Raw genomic sequence first — 21,931 nt, forward strand, 5'->3', positions numbered from 1 at the left:
GTCAGTCCGTTACAGGTTCAGGGGTGGTGGCCGGCGCCGCCAGTGGCGCCGGGGTGGTGAAGTGCAGCCAGGCCGCGTGCAGGAAAATCCAGCTGGCGGTGGCCAGCGCGATCACGCAAATGAGCAGAAACACGTCGTTGTAAGCCAGCACGTTCGCTTCGCGGGTGGCGGTGGCCGACAGCGCCGCCAGGCTGCGGCCGCTGCGGGCGGCGGGGTCGGGCACCAGGCGCGCGTAGGCGGCAGCGCCAGCAGCAAGGCGCGCTGTCACTTGCGGGTCGAGCGAACTGAGATGCTCGACCAGCACGCTCGAATGGAATTTTTCACGGGCAATCTGGAAGGTGCCCAGCACGGCCGAGCCAATCAGGCCGCCGACATTCTGGCTGAGGCCGAAAATCACGGAAAAACTGATCAGGTTCGAGGGGTTGGCGATCACCCCGCCGATCAGGGCAATGAGCGAAGGACCGATGAAAAACGCGCCGCCGAAAGCGAGCAGGGCCTGGCTCAAGTACATCTGCTCGGGGCGCGTGGCGCTACTGGCGTGGGCATCGAACCAGGCACCGGTCGCCATCAGTAGCAGCGCCAGCACCACCGGCGCGGTCAGGTGCTTGAGCGATAGGGTGGCGGCGCTGGTCAAAATACCGGCCACGGTGGCCCCCAGTACGATCATGAACAAGGTCTGCATCTGGTCGTTGACCAGCCCCACCGCGCGAAAAAAGCCCACTGCGCCGGTGCCCTGCTCGGATAACACCACGCGAATGAGGATCATCGACAGCACCAGCCGCACAATGTCGGCGCTGGCCAGCCAGCGGGTGTTGAGGAGCGGCCGCGCGCGGTTGTGCTCGACGCAGATGGCGGCGGCCAGCAGCACGATCGCGGCGGCCAGCGCCCAGCCCAGCCACGGCGTTTCAAACCACCACAGCAGGCGGCCGAAGGTCAGCGCCGCGCACAGCAGCGCCATGCCGGGGGCGAACAGGCCGAAGGTGACGAAATCGAGTTTTTCGAACGTTTTGACGCGGTCGCCGGGCGGCAGCTTGAGCATCAGCACGCAACCGAGCGCCACCAGGGTCAAGCCCAGTTCAAACAGGTACAGGCCGCGCCACTCGGCAAATTCGAGCAGGTCGCTGGAAAATATATACGCCATCGGCAAGGCCAGTTGCGACACCCCCACCGCCACCACCATGCCGCGCAGGCGTATGACTTTGGGAAACGCCTGCAAGATGTAATACAGGCCCAGGGTCGACAGTGCCGCCCCCACCATGCCGTGGGCGGCGCGCACGGCAATCGCCGAATACAGGTCGTGGACAAACAGGTGGGCAAACGTCACCAGCGCGTACACCACCAGGAAAAATTCGGTGAACAGGCGCAGGCCAAACTGCTGGCGAAATTTCACCAGCAGTAAATTCATCGACACATTGGTCATCACATAGGCGGCCGGCAGCCACGCCGTCTCGGTGGCGTAGGCGGCCAGACTGCCCTGCAGGGCGACCAGGTTGACCGATACCAGCGCATTGCCAAGACCACCCGTGAGGCTGACCAGGATGCCCACCAGCAGATAGCAGATGCGCAACCAGCTTGGATGATTGGGCGTCGACGGCGAGCCCGGCATCATCGGCTTTTCGTCGGGCGCCCATTCGACGACGGCATATTTATTCATGGCAATTATCCATGGTGAATCATTCTCTGCCCCGTTAAGGAATCCCGCAAGTGGTGTCAGTCGTCACGTTGTATTGTTCTGCCAACGCACGAAAAATTACTTAGGAGTATTATCAATTGTGTATTGCTATGGAAATATGCGCTGCTTAGAATTAAATTATTCCACCCGGAAATTCAATTCAGCTCGGTGTCCATGTTCCTATGCTTCGCCTTCTTCCATCTGTTCGCAACAGCACACTGGGCTGCATTGTCTGCCTGACTTTGCTGCCGACGTTGGCTGCTGAACATGTGCAACTGCTCGATTATCGCCTTAACGAACACATCGTTCAGGTGCCGGCTGGAAAAGGCGGCCATGCGCGGCTGCAAACCACCGTGTTTCTTCCCGATGGGCCCGGTCCCTTTCCGCTGATCATCATCAACCACGGCAAGGACGCCGGCGCCCCGCGCCAGCAGGCGCGCGACCGTTTTATTTATATGGCAACGGCCTTCGTCAAGCGCGGCTATGCAGTGATGGTGCCGATGCGGCGCGGTTTTGCCGGTTCCAGCGGCACGTATGTGGAATACGGCTGCAATATGACGGCCAACGGCCTCGGTCAGGCCAGCGATGTGCGCGATACCCTCGCCTTTGCCCGTTCCCAAAGCTGGATCGACAGCGGGCGCATGGTGGTGGCTGGCCAGTCGTATGGCGGCCTGGCCACCCTCGCCATGGGAGCGCAGACGACCACTGGCGTGCGTGGCTTGATCAATTTTGCCGGTGGCTTGCGCGACAACACCGAGCGCTGTGACTGGCGTAGCGAGCTGGTGCGGGCGATGGCCACCTACGGCGGCGCCAGCACCCTGCCGTCCTTGTGGCTGTATGGCGAAAACGATTCGCTGTTCAATCCGGAACTGGTGACCCGCATGCATGATGCCTATGTGCGAGCCGGTGGCGAGGCCACCCTGGTCGAGTACGCCGCCTTCCGGCGCGACGCGCACGGCCTGATCGGTAGCCGCGACGGCGAAAAAATCTGGTGGCGCGAGACCGAGCAGTTTCTGCGCCGCATAGGCATGCCCACCACCGAGCTGTATGCCGTGGCGCCGGCGCCGGGGCTACCGAAAACTGACTTTGCGCTACTCGACGACGTCGATGCCGTGCCCTTCCTGCACGAAGCGGGCCGCTCGGCCTACCGCGACTACCTCGGCAAGCAAAGTCCGCGGGCGTTTGCGCTGTCGGCCAACGGCGCCTGGTGCTGGGCTGAAGATGGCGAAGATCCGGACCTGCGGGCGCTGGCCACCTGCGAAGCAAAAGGGGGGCAGCGCTGCCGCCTGTATTCAGTGGACAACAATGTGGTGTGGCGCGACGATGATGACCGCATGCAGCGCGCGATGACCCTGGCAGTTGCCGGTACTACCGGTGCCGCCACCGCGGGCGGCAAGGCCGACAGCGCGACGGTCGGTGGCGGCGCCGGCGCCGCCCACTGATTCGCCAGCGAGCCAGCAGGGTCAGCCGGCCCTGCCCTCAGGCACCCCAGCGCTGCAGTTGCGCCACCGTCGCCGTCACGCCGCCGCAGACAATCACCAGCACCGTACTGAACGCGGTGAGCGCAGCGCCATCGTAGGCGACCGCCAGCGCGGCGCCGCAGGCCGGTTCGACCACCAGCCGTTGATCGTCGAGAAACCGCAGGCAGGCCGCCACCGCGTCAGCGTCGCTCACCACCACGCTGCGCACAGGATGGGAGAGCGTGGCGTCGAATGCCGCCTGCGCCACTGTTCTCGCACCCAGCGAGGTGGCGATGCTGGTAATTGCCGGCAAGGTCACCAGCGCCTTTGCTGCCATGGCAGCGGCGAGCGAAGCGGCGCCCGCCGTTTCGACGGCAAGCACGGGAACGTCATGCCAGCCGTGCCGGCGCAAGCCTTCGACGACACCCACCAGCAAACCGCCGCCGCCGACCGACAGCACCACGGCGTCCGGACGCAGACCGCTGGCCGCCACCTCGTCAATCATGCTGGCGTGACCTTCCCACAACAAGGGATCGTCGAACGGGTGAATGAAGGCATCGCTGGCAGTGAGCTGCGACTGCGCGTACTCATTGGCTTCCTGAAACGAGGCGCCGTGGACGATCACCTCGGCGCCCTCGCGCCGGATCAGCTCGATCGCACGGGCCGAGGCCGTTTGCGGCACCACCACCGTCACCGCAATGCCCAGCTTACGGCCGGCGTAGGCGCAGGCGATGCCGGCGTTGCCGCCCGATGAGGCGACGAAGCGCTGTGCGCCGCGCGCGGCATGGGTGGCGCAGGCGTGGCCGATGCCGCGGTTCTTGAACGAGCCGGCCGGCTGCAGTGCTTCCATCTTCAGCCAGACGGCCCGGCCGGGGCGCGCCATGGCGGCGCCTTCAAGCAGTGGCGTGGCGATGTACAGGGGCAGCGATGGGAACTGGTCGGGCGCGGGCAAGGTCATGGGGTGCGTGGTGGCAAAAAAATGGGATCGGCCTGGGCAAACAGGTCATGGGCGTCGAGAATGGCAAAGGCCATCTCCGGGTGCTGGTCGAGGCAGCGGCGCAGCGCTGCGGGAATCGCCTGGCGGGTCTTGCGGCACAGGCCAGGCTGGGCCGCCAGTTCAATCTGAAAGCCGCGCACCGTGCGCACTTCGTTGGGGCCGGGTGCGATCCGCAAGGTAATGCCGAGCAAATCGGCAAGGCGCCGCTCGAGGCGGCACAAGTCGTCATACGTCGTCAGCGCGTCGATTTTTGCCAGCAACTTTTTTTCTTCCTCGCGCGTGAGCATCAGGATGCGCCGGTCGGCGCCGGGCGCATCGAGGCGCTCGCGCTCGCACACGCAGGCGCCGGGCGGGCACTCGGTGCGAATCGGAATCGGTTGAGCTGGCGACATTGCAGCAGTGGTGAGGACGGGAGAAAAATTTTACCACCGTTGCAGCGCGGTGCGGGCAGCGACGCTGCCAGAGACACTGGCGCAGGGTGGTACGGCACGGCGACCCGGCGGTGCAGCGATGCAGCGGTTGCAGCGATGCGGTGCGCCCGCACACTAGCGTAGCAGCGCTCCTGCGAGCGAAGTGACGCCAGCGCCGGCGCAGGGACCGATGCGGTGCGTCAGCGCACCAGCGTATCAACGCTCCTGCAAGCGACGTGGCCCCAGCGCCGCCGCAGGGACGGATGCAGCGACCGCGGCGACGCGCACAGGCGGCGCCGCGTGCGTGTGCCCCAACGAGCGCAGCGAAGGCCGCCGCCAGGCGACAGGCGCTGGCACCACTTCCCCGATCGCAGGTTACGCCAGCTTATTTGGGCGACATTTGCAGCCGAATTTCACCATTCGGGAACTGCGCGCTATGCACATTGATATACAGCTTGCCCGCTTTGTAGCTGGCGTATTGCGCCTCGGTCAGCCGCGCGCCCAGCGGTGGGGCAAAACTGTTGGCACCCGTCTTGGCGAATGGCACGATGACGGGGCCGTTGGCGCCGGCTGCCGCTTCGTGGATGTGGGCAGCGGTGGGCGTCATGCCCATCACTTCAATCGAGCCGGTCACGGTCATGTCGGCGCCAATGCGCACCATGCTTTTGCCGGTCGCCATCGACGAATTGGCAGGTACCTCCTGGGCTCCGCTGAGCATCATGTTGGACGTTGCCATCGCGGGCGTGCCCGCAGGCATCGGCGTCGGATCGATGGCAGTTGCCGTTTTTTCCACCGCCATGGGGGCTGCGCCCTCATTTTTCATCGACGCGCAGCCGGTCATCGAGACCAGTGCGCCAATCGCGGCAATGGCGGCAACGAAGGTGACGGTGGCCCGGGATGTCTTCTTGTTCATGGGTGGTTCTCCAAAATAGTTATTAGTATGAATTTTGCGAATGCAATCGTGACCGCAATCAGATATAGATATTACAACGCCTTATTACAACCCGATAGTACATCGGCGTCCACCCCGAGCGCGCACTGCACAATGGCTATGTTGCAATAAACCGATTCAAACACCGTTTCATGATGGCGCTGGCGTCACAAACTACTGGGCAAACTCCAGTTGCCCGCCATACCGCTGCACATAGTTGTAGCCGTAGTACGACAGACGCGGCTTGACGTCATTGAAGACGATACCGGCCGGCGCGATGCCTGCGCCGTTGAGCCGTTTGACGGCGTCCGCGATTTCGCGCGCCGTACTTTTGCCCGACCGCACGACCAGGAACACGGCACCCGCATGGCTGCCAATGACGAGTGGATCGGCCAGCGCCAGCACGGGCGGCGAGTCGACCAGCACCAGATCGTAGTGAACGCGCAAGGATTCGAGCAGCGCGCCTATGTCGACGGGCAACATGGGATCCGCGCGCGCGCCACTTGGGCTGCCGGTGGTCAACAAATCGAGATTGCTACAGACTTGACGCACCGGTGTGCGGGCTGACTGCACGGCGCCGCTGGCCGCTTCGAACAGGCCGTCGCCGCGCGCCACCCCGAACACCTGGTGCACGCAGCCATTGCGCAGATCGGCATCGATGAGCAGTACCCGCTTGCCACTGGCAGCGAGCACCAGCGCAAAATTTGCTGAGATAAATGACTTCCCTACGCCACTGGTGGGCCCGGCGAACATGATCACGTTGTTCTTAAATTGCGGCAGTAAAAAACGCAAGGCGGCGCGAAAGCTGCGCAAGGCTTCGACGGCGCCGTCGGCGCTCTGTTCGCGCGCCAGCAGGGCCGCCGTGCCGTGGCGCGCCGCCCGCCTGGCAAGGCGGGCCTGCGCAGTACTGTGCGGAATGCTGGCCGACACCACCCTGGCACCGAGCAAGGCCTCGATGCGCAAGGGATCATCGACGCTGCCACTGAAATTTTTACGCAGCAGCACGGCCGCCAGTCCCGCCAGCACCCCGAGCACGGCGCCGCAGGCGACGATGGTCTTGCGATGCGGTCGCACCGCGTCCTCGTCGACCATGGGCACATCGACCAGGCGGACATTGCCGACCTTGCCAACAGCGACAATGCGCAATTGCTGGGCCGTGTTGGCCAGCGCCGTGTAAAGATCGGTATTGATCTTGATGTCCCGACCCAGCCGCCCCGCTTCCTGCTCGAGCAGGGGCAATTGCTTCATGTGCGCGGCGACGCTGGCCTGCTGCCGATCGAGGTCGGCGATCTGCCCCGTCACCGCAATGACCATCGGGTGACGGCTGGTAAAGCGGGTCAGCAGTTCGGTGCGGCGCTGCTCGAGCTCGCTGCGGCGGGTTTGCGCGGCAACCGCCTGCATCAGGCTCAGCTTGGAATCTTCGACGAAGTCGACGCTGCCGTGGGTGCGCCGGAAATTGTTGTAGTCGCTCTCAGCCCGTTCCAGATTGGCTTTCAGCTTGGGCAGTTGCGCATCCAGAAACGCCAGCGATTTTTCCGCTTCCTCGCTCTTGTGGCGCAGGTTTTGCGCAAGGTACTGGCGCCCCACTTCGCGCAACACGGCGTAGGCAGTGGCCGGCGCCTCAGCCTCGAACTTGACTTCGATGATGCCCGATTGCCGGCCCTGCTCGCTAATTTTGAGGTCGCGCCGCAAGGCAGCAATGGCGGCCATGGACGACAGCCGCCCCAGCACAAAGGCGCTGCCGGCCGCACCGTCGAGCTGTGCCACCTTGAGCGCCAGGGTGCCGTCTGCCGTGCTGACCGTGAGGCGTTGCCCGACCCGGCCTTGCGCCAGCACGCCGCTGCGCGGTTCAAGCACCGCGAAGGTGCCGCCGCCCTGCGCCGTCAAGCGCAGCGGGCGGCCGCTCCAGGCCGCCGGCAGCTCGAGCTGGGCGACCTCGATGGCCGCTGGCGTGCCGAACAGGCCCGGGCCCAGCACACGCTGCAGCGCCGCCAGCGCTGTCAGCACAGCCGGCTGGTCAGGTCGCGCCTCGATGGCCAGTCCAAGGCGCTCGACGGTGGGACCGAGGACGGCACGCGAGCGCAGCAACTCCATTTCGGCGCTGGCCGCTTGCTTGGTATCGAACATGGAAGCGACATCGTTGAGGGCGTTACGCGAATTCGATGGCGTCGCCTCCTCCACGTAGATCAGCATGCTCGCCTCGAACACGGGCGGCAACAATAGCGCAAACAGCAGCGCCACCAGCACCGTCGTGCCGCACACGAGCGCCAGCAGGCGCCAGTGATCGACCAGCAGATTGAGGTACGCGGCCAGTTCGCTCTCATCGTCAGCCGACGAGCCAGTCAGCACCACGCCTGTGCGGGCACGCCGGCGTTCACGCTGTGGCGGCCGGTCGTGCGCGCTGCGCTCATCGGGTGCCGAGGAGAATCTCATGGTTGGTATCCCTACGTGAACGTCACAAGGCCCCGGGCGCAGCCAGTGGTGTTCAGCGTGGGCAGGTCCAGGTGCTACAGACCTCACGCTATGCCCTTGGCTCGTGCTCCGTTTGCGCTCGCGCAAACGAACACGGCCTGCACAGATATCGCGACAGTAGGCCGACGTTCATTGAAGTTGGGGCTGCCTGATGACTCCAGGCGACGTGCATGGGCGTGACGGCGGCGGCCGTTCGTGCTGCGTAACCATCGGGCGATCGGTACGCAGCACGCACTCAGTTGCGAACGGCTTTCAGCTGGCGCAAGTCAGCGATGGGATCGCGGCCAAAGTCTTTGCTCATCAGATAATCCACCAGCTGGCGCGCGACCCGTGCTGGCGCCGCCAGCTCGCCGGCCTGCTTGAGAGCATCGAAGCGTTGGCGCAATGGAAAATGTTCGATGGCAGTGGCGCGGATCTGTCCCTGCATGTCGGTATCGATGACCCCTGGCGCCAGGCTGACGATGCGCAGGTCGCCGTTGGCGTCCTGGGCGGCGGCGCTGGCGTGCAGGTCGAGCGCGGCCTTGGTGGCGCAATACACGCTCCAGCCGGGGTAGGCATTGCGGCCGGCGCCGCTGCTGATGTGGACGATGCGGCCAGCGGCGCCCGGCCGCATCGCCTGCACCATCGCCGCCGACAGCATCAGGGGCGCGGCCACGTTGACGGCGACCGCGCGTGCCACCGCCAGCGGGTCCTGGGCAGAGAGCGGGCCTACCGGCAGCACGGTGCCCGCATTATTAATCAGCAGCACGGTATCAGCATCGGCCAGCCAGTTGCGCAGGCTGTCGCCGCCCAGCCAGAACGCCAGCGCGGCGCTGTCGGCCAGGTCGAGCGACACCTCGGTCATGCCGGGCGCGCCGGTCTGCCCGCTGGCGCCGCGGGCGATACCCAGCACCGCCATACCCCGCTCCAGCAAATCAGCAGCGAGAGCGGCGCCCAAGCCCTTGGAGTGCCCGGTAACAATTGCCTTGATCATCATGTTTCCCTGCTGAGTTAATTCAGACAGCCAGTCTATCCCAGCCGGCGCGGCGGTGCTGAATCGCTCAGCCGGACAGGCGGATGGCGGCCATCGCCCGGTTGACGGCGGCGACAAAACTGGCGGCGTCGTCGACGTACAACAACAGGCGGCCGGCAGCGAGTTGCTGCGGGGTGCCGCAGATCACGGCCTCGAACGGCTGGCCAACGTCGATCGACACAGTTGCTACTTCGCCCGCCGTCAGGCGGCGGGCGTCGGTGCGGCGGATGCGCCCGCCAACGGCCAGACAGGCGTCGATGGCGCGCAGCGGCACGCTGGCGCTGGCGCGCAAGCCGAGGTCGAGCATCAGGGTGCCTTCAGCAATGCGGTGGCCGCCCTCGTGCAGACTGCGCCGCTCGCCAACGATCCACACCAGCGCATACAGCACGGCAGCGAGCAGCGCCAGATAGGCGCCCGCCAGCGGCCAGCGCGCTGCCACATGATGCGGCAAGCGCCAGCCGACGGCCGCGGCGCACAGGGCCAGCGTCAACAGCAGCGACGCCGTGCGCTTGCCGCCGAGGGGACCGGCGGCGACGCCAAACGGCCCGGCCGGCCGCACCGGCGCAGCGGTGAGCGAGCGCCAGGCGAAACGATAAGCGCGCTTTTCCATGGCGTACAGACCACGCAAGCACGGCGGCATGGCGGCGGCGGCGGCGCCATCGATACTGGCCAAATTGACGCCCGCTTTCATGTGCTGGCGGCCACCCTGCAGAGCGCGCCGCACGGCGACGCCGACCCGCCATACCATCAGCGCCGTCAACACCCAGCCCGCCGCCAGCCAGCCGGTGGCGTGGGTGGCGACGCTGCGCTGGCGCACCAGCGTACCGACAACCACCACCGTCGCAGCAAACACCACGCGCACAAGCAGGCGCTTTGCTTTTATTTGCATAATGTTTTCCTTTGAACAAATTTTGGCGCAGTTGCCGCCTATTTGCAAGTTTGCAATAAACAAAGGAATAAAAAGGCCACGCTGCTACGTGGCCGAGGTAGAACGGCGCCGTCGAGGCGCAGGTCGCCCCCGCAGACTATGCTTTCGGCATGTCGAATGCGTCCTGGTTGCCGCCCGTTTCAGCGGCGCCCAGACCGTGGCCGGTCGAGCCGGCCTGGTCGCCACCAGTGTCTGATGCCGTGCGATTGGCCGCCGTGGCATCGGTACGTCCATCGCCGGACTGGCCCTTGCGCGCCGGCGCGCCGGGCAACTGCGACTGCGACTGCGCACCCGCGCTGAGGGCATTGCTCTGGGTGAGCTGGGCGCCACCGTTGCCGCCACTGTCTTGCTGCGATGGCGGGCTGCGGTCGTTGTCGGCGCCGTTGCCAACCGAGGCGGTGGTGCTGGGCGATGTCATGATGATCTCCGGTAGTCAATTGAAGAAAATCATGCCGTGGAAGCGCGACGACGGCCGTCAGTGCAACGAGCGTTCGTTTGTAGGAAATTTGCCCGGCATGCGCGGGGCGCGCGGGCTGCCTGAGGTATCAAGCGGGTGCCAGCTTCAAATGATCGCAATCAACTCCATCTGCAACCCCGGTATCCCATCCATGGCATACGCCGCCAGTGTCCCCCGCGCCAGCGCCCGTTCATACAAGGTATTTCTGGACGACAGCGAAAAATAATAGGTGTTGGGCCGCACCGGCACGGCCGCCGGCACTTGCGGCATGTGGATCAGCGGCACACCGGGCAGCGCCGCGCCCAGAATTTTTTCGAGGTCTTCCGGGCTGGCCACTTTCAGCCGGAGCGGCATGGCGGCCACCAGGTCGAGCGCCGGCAGGTCGGCGCTCACTGCCAGGCACAGTTGCGTGTCCCGGGTCACCTTGGCCGGATCGAGCACGGCGCGGTAGAACGCCGGGCGCTGCGCATCGGCCACCAGTGCAATCATGAAATACCTGGTGGAGATAACCGTGTCGACCAGCTCGCGCACCAGCGCATCGATGGCGCTAAACACATCGCCTAATGCATCGTGGCGGTAAGCCGGCAGATCGGCCGCCTTGTAACGGTCGGAAAACGTCATCAAGCCGCCCGCCAGCGCCAGCAGCTGTTCATACAAGGCATGCGGATGATAGACGGCCGAGCGGGCAATATGGGTCAGCAACACGCTGGCCGTGCTGACGATATTGAGCATCCACCACGATGACATATCGCCCTTCGACATTTCATAGGTGTCGGCGGTGGCCTTGCGGTGGGTGCGCCGGAGCGACTCGACTTTTGCGGTCAGGGCGCTGATCAGGTTCTCGAGCATGCGCCGCAACCCTGGCGCGGCACTCACGGCCACGCTGGGCGCAAAAAAACCCTCATCGATGGCGAACGCGCCATCCTCGGTGCGGCGCAGCCTGACCACGGCGACGCTGGTGAGTCGATCGCGCGCGGCGCCATCGAGCAGCAGGCGGGCGCGTTTTTTCAGCAGCGGCACCTCTGCCGGCACCGCCTCGCTGTAGAGGTCGAGCGCCTCGCTGTCGTGCCGCACGTAGCGCCCTTCGCCGCCGGCATTGCCACCGTGCGGATTGAGCACCGCCAGCGCCAGATAAAATGTGAAGGTTTGCGTATCGGCCGGCAGGCATGACAGGTCGAATGCCTCGGGCAACAGATCGGCGCCCGGGGCATCGTAGATGCTGCCATCGGGGAAAATGACCGAGATGGCTTCCAGGCGCAGGCTGTCGTGGCCCAGTCCCTCGCCATTCCACTGGAGCGAGCGCACGCCCCAGTAGTGGCTGTTCAGCGCCGAGGCGACCGTGTGCAGGCGCGCTTCGTGGTAACGGTCCTGCAGCTGAAAATGCTGCGGGCTGAGCGTCAATCCTTCCGACCAACATAGTTTCGACCCTGCTTGCATGGCTGCTCTCCTGTAATTTCCGATTGCACAGATTCCTCAGAGCATGATGCGGCGCTGTCCACCGCCGCTTGATCTGGCGCAAGCCGCCACACGCCTGGCACGAATTCCCGGCCCTTTGCGCAATCGCAAACTTGCTAGCAATCAAGTGCTGATAATTGCCGCTGCGGCTCCATCGAGCCCCTCACGAGGAGTGTGGCATGCGCAGTTTCTCTCCCGGCCTGTTCGACCGCCTCGCTGACGAAGACGGGCCGGCAGCGGCACCGACAACGCGCCAGCGCGCCCGTGCGCAGGCGCGCGACGCCTGCCGGCACAGCATCATGCGCGACCTGGTCGCCCTGCTCAACACCCGCTGCGCCATGCAGGCCGATACCTTGCAATCGTATCCGGCGGTCGCCGGCTCGGTGGTCAACTACGGCCTGATCGATTTTGCCGGCCTGTGCATGACGAGCGACAGCGACCAGCAAAAAATCTGCAGCGCCGTGCGGCAGGCGATCGAACGGCACGAGCCGCGGCTGCACAAGGTGAGCGTCGATCTGCGGCCCCAGAAAGGATCGATCAACCGCATCGAATTCGTCATCACGGCCGAACTGAAAGGCAGCCTGCATGATGCGGCACTGACGTTCGACGCCGTGTTTCGGCCGTCGCTCCAGCAGTATTCGATCGAAGAGCTGCGCTAAGGGGGACGCAAGGTGGACGACCTGTTCCTCAAATATCAACGCGAGCTGGTCATCCTGCGCGCGCTGTGCCGCGAGTATGCCCAGCGCTATCCGAAGGTGGCCGCCAGGCTGCAACTCGGTGGCGAGGCCTGCGACGATCCGCACGTCGAGCGCCTGATCCAGGCCGTCGCCCTGTTGTGCGCGCGCGTCTCCAAGCGCCTCGATGACGGCTATCCGCAGTTCACCGAGGCGCTGCTCAATCTGCTGTTTCCCCATTACCTGCGGCCGTTTCCCTCGTGCGCCATCGTGCGCGTGGCGGCGCCCGCTGGCGCTGCCGTCGCCATCGCGCGCGGCACCCGCCTCGAGTCGCGCGTGGTCAAGGACGTCGCCTGCACGTTTACCACCGTCTACGAGGTGCTGCCAGCGACCATCGTGCTGGTCAGCGCGCACTTTCATGCCGTCGTCGGTGCGCCGCCAGCGACCCGCCTGCCGCCCGGTGCGACGGCCTCGATTGCGCTGGTGTTGGCGTCGGCCCAGGCGGGCGGGCCGCTGTCGAGGTCGCAGGCGAAAACGCGCCTGTATATCGACGGTGATCCATCATTTTGCGCCACCTTGCGCGACGCGCTGTTCATGCGCACGGCCTGCGCCTTTGTACAGTACGAAGACAGCGGACCCTGGGCCAGGCTGGCCACCGTGCCCCTGTCTGCCGTTGGCTTTGCCGACGACGACGCCCTGATTCCCTTCGGCGCCCAGTCGCACGTGGCTTACCGGGTACTGGCCGAATACTTCGCCTTCCCCGAGAAATTCAATTTTGTCGACGTCGACCTGGCCGGCCTGCTGGCGCGCGCACCGAGCGGCGCGACAACGCTCACACTGCACCTGGTGCTGACCGACCTGCTGCCGCACCGCGAAGAAGCGCGCTTGCTGGCCAGCCTGTCGTCCACCAGTTTGCTGCAAGGCTGCACCCCGGTGGTCAACCTGTTTCGCCAGCCGGGCGTGCCGATCTCAGTGGACCAGCTGTCGGCCGACTACACCGTGCTCGCCCACGGCAGTTATCCGCAGGCGTTTGAAGTCTACTCAGTCGACCAGGTCCACATGGTGCAGCAAGCGGGGAATCATGCCTATATCAGCCAGTTCCGGCCCTTCTATTCGCTCAAGCACGACCACCAGCTAGGACCGGAAGAAGACCACGGGCGCTACTGACTGATGCGCCATGACGAAACACTGGCCCTCTGCAGCCCCGGCCACGAAAAGACGCTGACCCTGGTCGACACCCATTTGGCGGCAGTGGCAATCGACCGCAGCACCCTGTCGATTGAACTGACCTGCACCAATCGCGATCTGCCCTGTGCGATCAAGCTGGCGCCCTTGCATGGTGATGGCGACCTGTTCGTCTCTGGCGGCGCGGCGAATCACCCGATCCGCTTCCTGCGCCGGCCGACCCGGCCCGCGCGCCTGGTCATCGGCGCCGACACCGAATGGCGCCTGATTTCACACCTGGCTTTGCACCACCATTCGCTGGTCGACGATGGCGGCGCAGCGCTGCGCGAAATACTCGGCCTGTACGACTTGACGCAGTCGCCCGTGTCGCGCCGGCAAATCAGCGGCATCGCTGCGGTTGACAGCACCGACGCCACGGCATGGATCCGGCACCAGCGCGGCACCTCGCTGGTGCACGGCAGCGAGGTCCGCTTGACGATCGATGAAGATGCCTTTGTCGGCACCGGCCTGCACCTGTTTGCACAAGTGGTCGACCAGTTTTTCGCCATGGCCGTCCACATCAACAGCTTTGTCGAACTGGTGATCCTGTCACACCACAGCGGAAAGGAACTGATCCGATGCCAGCCACACAGCGGCAGCCTGAAACTGTTGTGATCGCGCGCCTGCTGGCGCAGCCACAGCGTTTCAAGTTCACCCAGGTCATCAACCTCGTGCTGGCCGCGCTGCAGCAGCGCGGCGTGTCATACGACGCCGCTTTTCGCGATGTCATCCCGAGCGATCGAACCGCCCCTCTCCGCGCGATCGCTGACGGCGAACTACTGGCCTATCGCTACGACGAGACCGATGCGACCGATGCGTACTTCGACAAAGCACCATACTCCCGCAGCTTCGTTTTGTTAAAGCACAAAACCAAGCTTGGCCAAACCACATTCGGCACAGCAACGCTCACCTTTTATTCCCTTTACATGCATCTGCACGCTTGGGCGCAAGTCAAGGGAAAGACTAGCGCTAATGCGATCAATTTCCTGCGCAAACCCGGAGCAAAGGCGCACCTTGAATGTGTCGCGCCAAGCGCCGATGGTGCTTGTCATGGCGGTAGCGCTATGCGCGCGTTCAGCGTGGTGGCATCCTGGGCTACTGCGGCAGTATCCCGGACAATCTGACGACACCGTCGTGCGGCATCCATTTCGAGATTTTTTTCGATGACGTGACTTTTCTGGACAACCCGATGAAAACGGTCTGGGGCGCCTGCGTGCTGACCAACGAACTAAACGTCTTCCATGAACTGCTGCCCACAGAGACGAGCGTTGTCGATCCGGGCAAGCAGCTGAACTCGGCCAAAGACGGATCAGGCAATGGCTTTCAAAAAATCATCATTGATAAAAAATCATATTGGGTGAGCGACGACCAGATGACCAGTTCTGAAATCGACATACCCCATCCAAAGAATAAAAAAATCAATATAAAGGAAACCCACTACTTCGCGAATGGAAAAGAGCTGCGTTGCTACAAAAAAAATCCAGTCAAGAATCACACTATTCTGGCGGCAGGCACAAAAATGATCCCATCGCTCGATCTATGGATGACAGCCGGTGAATTTCGTGAAGAAAAAGTCAACGAAAAAATATGGGTGCAAGTATATGTCCCGGCGACCAACGATCTGTACTGGGCTGAAAAATCCGCAATTCACTATTACAGTGACGCTGACTGGCGAGATTTCCTCAAACTTGAAGAAACAGGGTCTTTCAGCCAAGACGGGTTTATCGACGACGATGGCATGCAGAAGCTGTTTGAAAAATACGAACAGGATCGCGCTGACAAGAAACTGACAGGCCGAGAAGACACTGAAGACAAGCTTCGCCACCTGATCGCACGCCACCCAACGGAATGGAGCAAACAGGGTAGCCAGAAACGCTTCGGGCGGGTTACGCAAGAGGACTTCGGCGCCTCAAAATTGACAGCGGAGCAGTTTACCAATCTAACAGCGCATATCGAGCGACTGTCTTTTTGGGAGCAAGTGCCTGGTTTGCCTGCTCCGGCATCGCTGTGGCATGCGCATCCGGTCAAGTTCATCGAGCACCTCGCCAAATGCTTGTGGCTCTCAAAAGATGAATTACAACTAATTTATCCTGAAAAAAGCAATTTGAGCGAGCAGATCAGCCATGGGACTTCAGACGAAATACGCGAAAAATATCGTCTTGACATCAATAAATGCGTTTACCGTTACGGCGTTAATTCACGGCTTCGCCAAGCACATTTTTTTGGACAGGGCGCAATCGAAAGTATGAGCCTTAACAAGATGGTAGAAGATGCTTCCGGAGCAGGTTATGAAAAATCAAAGAAACTGGGCAACTGCCAACCTGGTGACGGTCCTCGCTTTAAAGGTCGTGGCTTTAAGCAACTTACCGGCCGCTACAACTATGCTGAGTACTGGTGCTTCAAGGGATGGCTAAAAAAAGGCGTTGATTTCGATATCGGATGGGAGCAGGACACGACAAAACGATATCCGCCAGTGGAAAAACCTGAGAGATTGATTGAAACCACTTTCAATTGTATTGATTCAGGCTGCTGGTATATCACCTTGTTTCGAAAAGCCACCATAGCAGCTATGGATGCAGACAATGTCCCCAACGTGACCTACGCCATAAACGGTGGCGACACGAATGGCCCGGAGCGACTAAAATTCACAAACCGCATAAAGAAACAAATATTATGAAAAAATTATTAATATTGACGCTGTTGAGCGCCTTATTCTTATCGGCGGAGTCCATTGCAGTTTCACCGGCAACCTTTAAGTCGATTAAAATTAAAGCAACAAAAAATATTTCGATCCAAACGGCTTTGGTAGAAAAAATCGCAGACGCTGATCCAAAGGCGATAAAAAAAGTTAACGCAGCACTGAAGACAATGTCCACTGAATTTGAAAGAGAGGTAAAGCGATGCAGTATCTCCGCCGACGGTCACCCGTGGGGATACGAATTAGCTGTTGAAAAAATCATTCGATCACGGGAGTACTTGAGCGTAGTGTTTTCAAAATTTACCGTGTGCGCCGGATCCCCAAGCATTGCAAAGGAAGCACGAGTGTTCTCTCTTATAAGCGGAAATTTAATTCAACCAAAAAATTTATTTAAAATACTTTTTCCGAAGGCCGAGCTTGCAAACGGCGCTTTTACTAATAATAATTTGATTCAGCTAAACGAGGAAATGGCCGAAACTTTGATTAAAGACAGTAAAGCTATTTTAAATATATATGATAAGGAATGCGAATTTTACTTAAAAACCACTTCATATCGCATCTGGGTAGAGGATCGCAACGTAATATTCTTCCCCGAATTCTTACAACCGATCTCATCTTGCCAAAAAGAATATTTAATTCGAATGCCAGATTAGCAAAGAACAACCGAGACAGATTTAGCAGCATTTCACGAAAATAGCCGCTTGATTGAACACACAGAAATTCAATCTTCGAGCATTGTCTTAGTCCGAGGAGCAGACATGTCCAAGATAATCATCACGGTAGGCGACAAAACCGATCACGGCGGCACCGTCATCAGCGGCTCGCCGGTCCACACCATCCATGGTCGTGCAATCGCCAGACTGGGCGATCAGGTCAGCTGCCCGCTGTTCTACCCGGGTGGAAAACCGCATGGGGTCAACAAAATCGTCACGGCCCATCCCACCGTCGACGTCAATGGCGTGCAGGTCGCGGTTGAGGGCTGTGTGACGGAATGCGGCTGCAAACTGATTGGCAGCCTGCCGGCAACAGCACAATGATGGGCCATGAAGGTCGTAGGGACCGACTGCTGGCGGATTCAGGGCAGTTTCACGCAGCGGGCGCGCAAAAAAAAGGCCACATCGCGCGATGTGGCCCTCACATTCTGGCTCCCCGACCTGGACTCGAACCAGGGACCTGCGGATTAACAGTCCGTCGCTCTACCAACTGAGCTATCAGGGAAAAGAGCAAATATTATATACGCTCAGGCAAGAAATGGCGAGGGCTGCCGCAGATTTCTCCGATGAGAACATTGGCGCTCATGCCATGCCGCCCTGTTCGCCCTCCCAGCTGGTCAGCAGACGCATCTGCACACGCACGCAGTCGCCCGGCGCGACGATGGCGCCGCCCACATCGGCGCTGGCCTGCGCGGGGAAATTGGGCCAGTCAGTGCAGTTGCTGACCGGCTCGACACAGATGTAATCCGATACCAGCGGCGCATAAATCACCAGGTAATCAAGCGGCGCTTCGGCGCGCAAGGTCAGTGCGCGCGCCGGAGCGCCTGCGGCAGCAGCGAAATCAATGCGGGCGTGGCCATCCCAGCCCGTGAAGTTATTGTCAAGCAGCAGGTCGGCGGCGGCCACGCCATCACGCAGACGCGCCAGCACGGGCGCGCCCGCCAGGCCGGTGGGCAACAGCTCGCTGTCGCTGTGCCACATGGCGGCCGCCTGCGCCGTCAGGCGCGCGCGGGCGCGCTGCGGGAAATACGGGTGAAAACCCAGACCCAGCGGCATCGGCTCGCTGTCGAGATTGCGCACCAGCAGGCTCAAGGTGGCGCCCTCGCCGTCCAGCTCGATGCGCTGGACGGCTTGGTAGTACCACGGCCAGGCAGCGCGCGGGTGATCCAGCACCAGAACGGCGGAACTGGCGTCGTGGGCAGTGACGGTCCACGGCAGTTGCCAGGCGTCGCCATGCAAGACGTGGGGCGACGGCAGCGCGTTGGGCGGCAGCACGATGGTGCGCCCCATGAAGCCGAAGCGGCCGTCGCGGATGCGGTTGCAAAACGGGATCAGCGGGTAACAGGCCATGCCGTTCGGATCGCCTGCATCAAGGGTGGCCGCGCTGGCCGGGCGCAGCCAGTGGTGGCGGCGGCCGGCGCGCTCACTGTAAAAGGCGGCAACACTGCCGCCGGTGGCAGGCGCCAGCGTCAGAACCAGCTCGCCATGGCCGATGGTCACACCGGCCGTCATGACGCAGCCCCATTGACGCCGCCAGCGGCGCGGATCGTCGCCATTTTCGCCTGAAACGCCCGCGCACGCGCGGTCACGGCGCCGTCATCACCGTCGGTGCCCGGACCGGTCAGGCTGCTGCCAATGCCGACGGCCACCGCGCCATGCGCAAACCACTGGTCGAGGTTGTCGACGGTGACGCCGCCGGTCGGCATCAGGGCAGCCTGCGGCAGCGGCGCCCGCACGGCTTTGATGTAAGCGGGACCGAACATCTCGGCCGGAAAAATCTTGACGATGTCGGCACCGGCCTGCATGGCGCTGACAATTTCCGTCGGCGACAGCGCCCCCGGCATCGACAACACCTGGTAACGCTGGCACAGGGCGATGGTGGCCAGGTCGACCGATGGCGCAATGATCATGCGGGCGCCGGCAAGAATGGCGGCGCGCGCCGTTTCGGCGTCGAGCACGGTGCCGGCGCCCAGCAGCAGCGCGTCGCCGTGGCGCGCATGCAGGGCGCGCAACACCGCCAGCGTGTCCGGCGTGGTAAAGGCGATTTCCAGCGCCGTCATGCCGCCAGCGATGCAGGCTTCAGCCAGCCGCAGGGCGGCATCGGCCGTATCGGCGCGCACAATCGCCACCATGGCGCGTTGCAACAAGGCGTCGAGTAATTGCATTTTTCGCATAGCTGTTCCTGTCTCTAAATGATGGCGGCAACGCCAAAGCGCGCTTCTGCCAGACCGCGCACGGCCCACCCCGCCAAATCGGCATGGAACAGGCCACCGGCTGCCGGCTCGCGCGCGCGCGTGGCGGCACTCATGTGCTGCCACGCACTGCTGACATACAGTTGATTCAGGTGCGGCCCGCCCAGGCACAGGCAGCTCGGCTGTGACGCTGGCAGCGTCAGGCTGCGCTCAACGCGGCCGCTGCGGTCATAACGGACCACGCGGCCACCGCCCCATTCGGCATTCCATAACTGGTCATCGGCGTCGATCAGCGAGCCATCGGGACTGCCGGCGCTGCCCCGTACATCGGCGAACACGCTCAGGTCGGCACTGTCGCCGCTGGCGTAGCCATTCCACCGATAAATGATTTTTTCCACCGTATCGCAAAAATACATGACGCTGCCATCGACACTAAAACAGATGCTGTTGGCGATCGCCACGCGCGGCAGCGGCAGGCGCTCGAGCTTGAGATCGGCATGCAGGCGATAAAAACTGCCGATGGCGGTGCGCACCGGGCTCTCGTCCATGGTGCCGAACACGAAACGGCCCTGACGGTCACAGCGGCCGTCATTGAGACGCGTGGGCAGCGCCGCTTCGACCGCCATCAGGGCGGTGACGGCGCCGGTGCGCAAGTCGAGCAAGGCCAGCTGCGACGCCAGGCCCAGCAAAATAATATTGGCGTCGACGGTCAGCGCAAAACAGGCCAGCCGCTCCGGCATGGCCCAGCTGGCACTGGCGCCACTGTGCGGGTGATGGCTGTGCAGACGGGCCCCTTCGATATCGGTCCAGAACACCCGCGCGCTGCGCTCGCACCACAGCACCCCTTCGCCCAGCTCGTTGCGCGCATCGACCATCAGCGCCAGCGCGGCGGCCATCAGTGCGACTCCCGTGGCACCTTTGAACCGCGACAGCCGACCAGGAAATCGAGGTCGGCGCCCTGATCAGCCTGCTGTACGTGCTTGATATACAGGGACTGGTAGCCGCCGCGCATGGCGGGCTCGGGCGCGCGCCACAGTGCGCGGCGGCGCGCCAACTCGTCATCGGCAACATCTAAGTGCAGGCGGCGGCCGGCAACATCGAGCTCGATCATGTCGCCATCCTGCACCAGCGCCAGCGGACCGCCCATGGCCGCTTCCGGCGCCACGTGCAGCACCACGGTGCCGTAGGCGGTGCCGCTCATGCGGGCGTCGGAAATGCGCACCATGTCGCGCACGCCCTGCTGCAGCAGCTTTTTGGGCAGCCCCATATTGCCCACCTCGGCCATGCCGGGATAGCCCTGCGGCCCGCAGTTTTGCAGCACCATGATGGAGTCGGCGTCGATGTCGAGCGCCGGATCATCGATGCGCGCCCGGTAATGCTCGATGCTGCTAAACACCACCGCGCGGCCGCGGTGCTGCATCAGCGCCGGATCGGCCGCCGATGGCTTGAGGATGGCGCCGCGCGGCGACAGGTTGCCGCGCAAGACGGCAATACCGCCATTGTCCTTGAACGGCGCCGCCAGCGGGTGAATCACGTCGGGGTTGAAATTGTCCGCAACAGCGACGTTCTCTGCCACGCTGGCGCCGGTGACGGTGAGCGCCGCGCCGTGCAGCCTGGCCAGCAGCTCGCGCATCACCACCGGCAGTCCGCCCGCATAATAAAAGTCTTCCATCAGGTATTTACCGGACGGCATCAGGTTGAGCAGGCACGGGATCTCGCGGCCCAGCCGGTCCCAGTCGGCCAGCGTGAGGTCGATGCCGATGCGCCCGGCAATCGCCAGCAAATGCACCACCGCATTGGTCGAACCACCGACGGCGCCATTGACCATGATGGCGTTTTCAAACGCCGCTGCCGTCAGAATCGACGACAGCTTGAGGTCTTCCTGCACCATGGCGACGATGCGCCGTCCCGTCAACTGCGCCTGCAGCTTGCGGCGCGCATCGACGGCGGGAATGGCAGCGTTGCCGGGCAAGGCAACGCCGAGCGCCTCGACCATGCAGGCCATGGTCGAGGCCGTGCCCATGGTCATGCAGTGCCCCGTCGAGCGCGACATGCACGACTCGGCCTGCTTGAAGTCCGACAGGCTCATGGTGCCGGCCCGCACATTTTCAGAAAACTTCCAGACGTCGGTGCCGGAGCCGATCGGCTTGCCCCGGTAATTGCCGTTCAACATGGGGCCGCCCGATAGCACGATGGTCGGCAAGTCGACGCTGGCCGCGCCCATCAGCAGCGCCGGCGTGGTCTTGTCGCAACCGACCAGCAGCACCACGCCATCGATGGGATTGGCGCGGATCGATTCTTCCACGTCCATGCTGGCCAGATTGCGAAACAGCATGGCCGTCGGCCGCAGATTGGTCTCGCCCAGCGACATCGCGGGGAACTCGACGGGAAAGCCGCCCGCCTCGAGCACACCGCGCTTGACCATCTCGGCCAGTTCGCGGAAGTGGCCATTGCAGGGCGTTAATTCCGACCAGGTGTTGCAGATGCCGATCACGGGCCGGCCATCAAACATGTCGTTCGGATGGCCCTGGTTCTTCATCCAGCTGCGGTGAATAAAACTGTCCTTGTCGTCGCCGCCGAACCAGGCTTGCGAGCGCAAGGGCGTTTTTTTGTTGTTTTTGTTGTCGGTCATAATT

General features: G+C 62.8%; 19 protein-coding genes, 1 tRNA gene and 1 pseudogene. 7 read left to right on the forward strand and 14 right to left on the reverse strand.

Annotated features, from left to right (window positions below; translation table 11 throughout):
• Nucleotide 1: 1 nt before the first annotated feature.
• Nucleotides 2–1,654 (reverse strand): MFS transporter, encoded by a 1,653-nt coding sequence (locus ACP7BZ_RS01150; protein ID WP_426109809.1) that lies wholly within the window; start codon nucleotides 1,652–1,654, stop codon nucleotides 2–4.
• 272 nt (nucleotides 1,655–1,926) lie between these two features.
• Between ACP7BZ_RS01150 and ACP7BZ_RS01155 the strand changes: the two genes are divergently transcribed.
• A complete protein-coding gene (locus tag ACP7BZ_RS01155; RefSeq protein ID WP_426109810.1) occupies nucleotides 1,927–3,114 on the forward strand; it encodes a dienelactone hydrolase family protein in 1,188 nt (395 codons plus the stop codon).
• A 37-nt stretch (nucleotides 3,115–3,151) separates the two neighbouring features.
• Here ACP7BZ_RS01155 and ACP7BZ_RS01160 read toward each other — a convergent pair whose 3' ends face one another.
• From ACP7BZ_RS01160 to tssK, 8 genes are all read right to left on the reverse strand, one after another.
• Nucleotides 3,152–4,057, reverse strand: a complete 906-nt coding sequence (locus ACP7BZ_RS01160) for a pyridoxal-phosphate dependent enzyme (protein ID WP_426110494.1) — start codon at nucleotides 4,055–4,057, stop codon at nucleotides 3,152–3,154.
• 29 nt (nucleotides 4,058–4,086) lie between these two features.
• A complete protein-coding gene (locus tag ACP7BZ_RS01165; protein ID WP_426109811.1) occupies nucleotides 4,087–4,521 on the reverse strand; it encodes a hypothetical protein in 435 nt (144 codons plus the stop codon).
• Nucleotides 4,522–4,924: 403 nt separating this feature from the next.
• A complete protein-coding gene (locus ACP7BZ_RS01170) occupies nucleotides 4,925–5,452 on the reverse strand; it encodes a CHRD domain-containing protein (protein WP_426109812.1) in 528 nt (175 codons plus the stop codon).
• A gap of 192 nt (nucleotides 5,453–5,644) precedes the next feature.
• Nucleotides 5,645–7,903: a GNVR domain-containing protein gene (locus ACP7BZ_RS01175; RefSeq protein ID WP_426109813.1), complete on the reverse strand. Its 2,259-nt coding sequence runs from the start codon at nucleotides 7,901–7,903 to the stop codon at nucleotides 5,645–5,647.
• Between the two features lie 274 nt (nucleotides 7,904–8,177).
• Entirely contained in the window at nucleotides 8,178–8,915 is a 738-nt protein-coding gene (locus ACP7BZ_RS01180) for an SDR family oxidoreductase (protein ID WP_426110496.1), read from the reverse strand.
• A 67-nt stretch (nucleotides 8,916–8,982) separates the two neighbouring features.
• Entirely contained in the window at nucleotides 8,983–9,843 is an 861-nt protein-coding gene (locus ACP7BZ_RS01185) for a hypothetical protein (protein WP_426109814.1), read from the reverse strand.
• A gap of 136 nt (nucleotides 9,844–9,979) precedes the next feature.
• A complete protein-coding gene (locus tag ACP7BZ_RS01190; protein WP_426109815.1) occupies nucleotides 9,980–10,300 on the reverse strand; it encodes a hypothetical protein in 321 nt (106 codons plus the stop codon).
• A 144-nt stretch (nucleotides 10,301–10,444) separates the two neighbouring features.
• Entirely contained in the window at nucleotides 10,445–11,776 is a 1,332-nt protein-coding gene (tssK, locus tag ACP7BZ_RS01195) for a type VI secretion system baseplate subunit TssK (protein WP_426109816.1), read from the reverse strand.
• A 197-nt stretch (nucleotides 11,777–11,973) separates the two neighbouring features.
• Here tssK and tssE point away from each other — a divergent pair, with 197 nt between their 5' ends.
• The 6 genes and pseudogenes from tssE (at nucleotide 11,974) to ACP7BZ_RS01225 (ending at nucleotide 17,427) form a co-directional block, all read left to right on the forward strand.
• Nucleotides 11,974–12,453 carry a type VI secretion system baseplate subunit TssE gene (gene tssE, locus ACP7BZ_RS01200; protein WP_426109817.1) on the forward strand — a complete coding sequence of 160 codons (480 nt, stop codon included), beginning with the start codon at nucleotides 11,974–11,976 and terminating at the stop codon, nucleotides 12,451–12,453.
• A gap of 12 nt (nucleotides 12,454–12,465) precedes the next feature.
• Nucleotides 12,466–14,307 (forward strand): annotated as a pseudogene (gene tssF / locus ACP7BZ_RS01205) (type VI secretion system baseplate subunit TssF).
• Nucleotides 14,271–14,816 (forward strand): hypothetical protein, encoded by a 546-nt coding sequence (locus ACP7BZ_RS01210; protein ID WP_426109818.1) that lies wholly within the window; start codon nucleotides 14,271–14,273, stop codon nucleotides 14,814–14,816. Before tssF ends, ACP7BZ_RS01210 begins: the two are co-directional and overlap by 37 nt.
• A gap of 65 nt (nucleotides 14,817–14,881) precedes the next feature.
• The gene (locus ACP7BZ_RS01215; RefSeq protein ID WP_426109819.1) at nucleotides 14,882–16,369 is read left to right on the forward strand and encodes a glycoside hydrolase family 19 protein; all 1,488 of its coding nucleotides are present in this window, start codon (nucleotides 14,882–14,884) and stop codon (nucleotides 16,367–16,369) included.
• Entirely contained in the window at nucleotides 16,366–17,043 is a 678-nt protein-coding gene (locus ACP7BZ_RS01220) for a hypothetical protein (RefSeq protein WP_426109820.1), read from the forward strand. The genes ACP7BZ_RS01215 and ACP7BZ_RS01220 overlap by 4 nt, the downstream gene beginning before the upstream one ends.
• Before the next feature lie 105 nt (nucleotides 17,044–17,148).
• Complete coding sequence (locus ACP7BZ_RS01225) at nucleotides 17,149–17,427, forward strand: PAAR domain-containing protein (protein WP_426109821.1); 279 nt, start codon at nucleotides 17,149–17,151, stop codon at nucleotides 17,425–17,427.
• Nucleotides 17,428–17,532: 105 nt separating this feature from the next.
• Here the strand turns inward: ACP7BZ_RS01225 and ACP7BZ_RS01230 are convergent.
• From ACP7BZ_RS01230 to araD, 5 genes are all read right to left on the reverse strand, one after another.
• A tRNA-Asn gene (locus ACP7BZ_RS01230) sits at nucleotides 17,533–17,608 on the reverse strand.
• 77 nt (nucleotides 17,609–17,685) lie between these two features.
• Nucleotides 17,686–18,615, reverse strand: coding sequence for an aldose 1-epimerase (locus ACP7BZ_RS01235; protein ID WP_426109822.1), 930 nt, complete (start codon nucleotides 18,613–18,615; stop codon nucleotides 17,686–17,688).
• Nucleotides 18,612–19,277, reverse strand: coding sequence for a bifunctional 2-keto-4-hydroxyglutarate aldolase/2-keto-3-deoxy-6-phosphogluconate aldolase (locus ACP7BZ_RS01240; RefSeq protein WP_426109823.1), 666 nt, complete (start codon nucleotides 19,275–19,277; stop codon nucleotides 18,612–18,614). The genes ACP7BZ_RS01235 and ACP7BZ_RS01240 overlap by 4 nt, the downstream gene beginning before the upstream one ends.
• Nucleotides 19,278–19,291: 14 nt before the next feature.
• The gene (locus ACP7BZ_RS01245; protein WP_426109824.1) at nucleotides 19,292–20,191 is read right to left on the reverse strand and encodes an SMP-30/gluconolactonase/LRE family protein; all 900 of its coding nucleotides are present in this window, start codon (nucleotides 20,189–20,191) and stop codon (nucleotides 19,292–19,294) included.
• Nucleotides 20,191–21,927, reverse strand: coding sequence for an L-arabinonate dehydratase (gene araD / locus ACP7BZ_RS01250; protein ID WP_426109825.1), 1,737 nt, complete (start codon nucleotides 21,925–21,927; stop codon nucleotides 20,191–20,193). Before araD ends, ACP7BZ_RS01245 begins: the two co-directional genes overlap by 1 nt.
• Between the last annotated feature and the right edge of the window lie 4 nt (nucleotides 21,928–21,931).

Origin of the sequence: Massilia sp. PWRC2 (assembly GCF_049896725.1) — a bacterium.
GTDB lineage: Bacteria > Pseudomonadota > Gammaproteobacteria > Burkholderiales > Burkholderiaceae_D > JAFCUW01.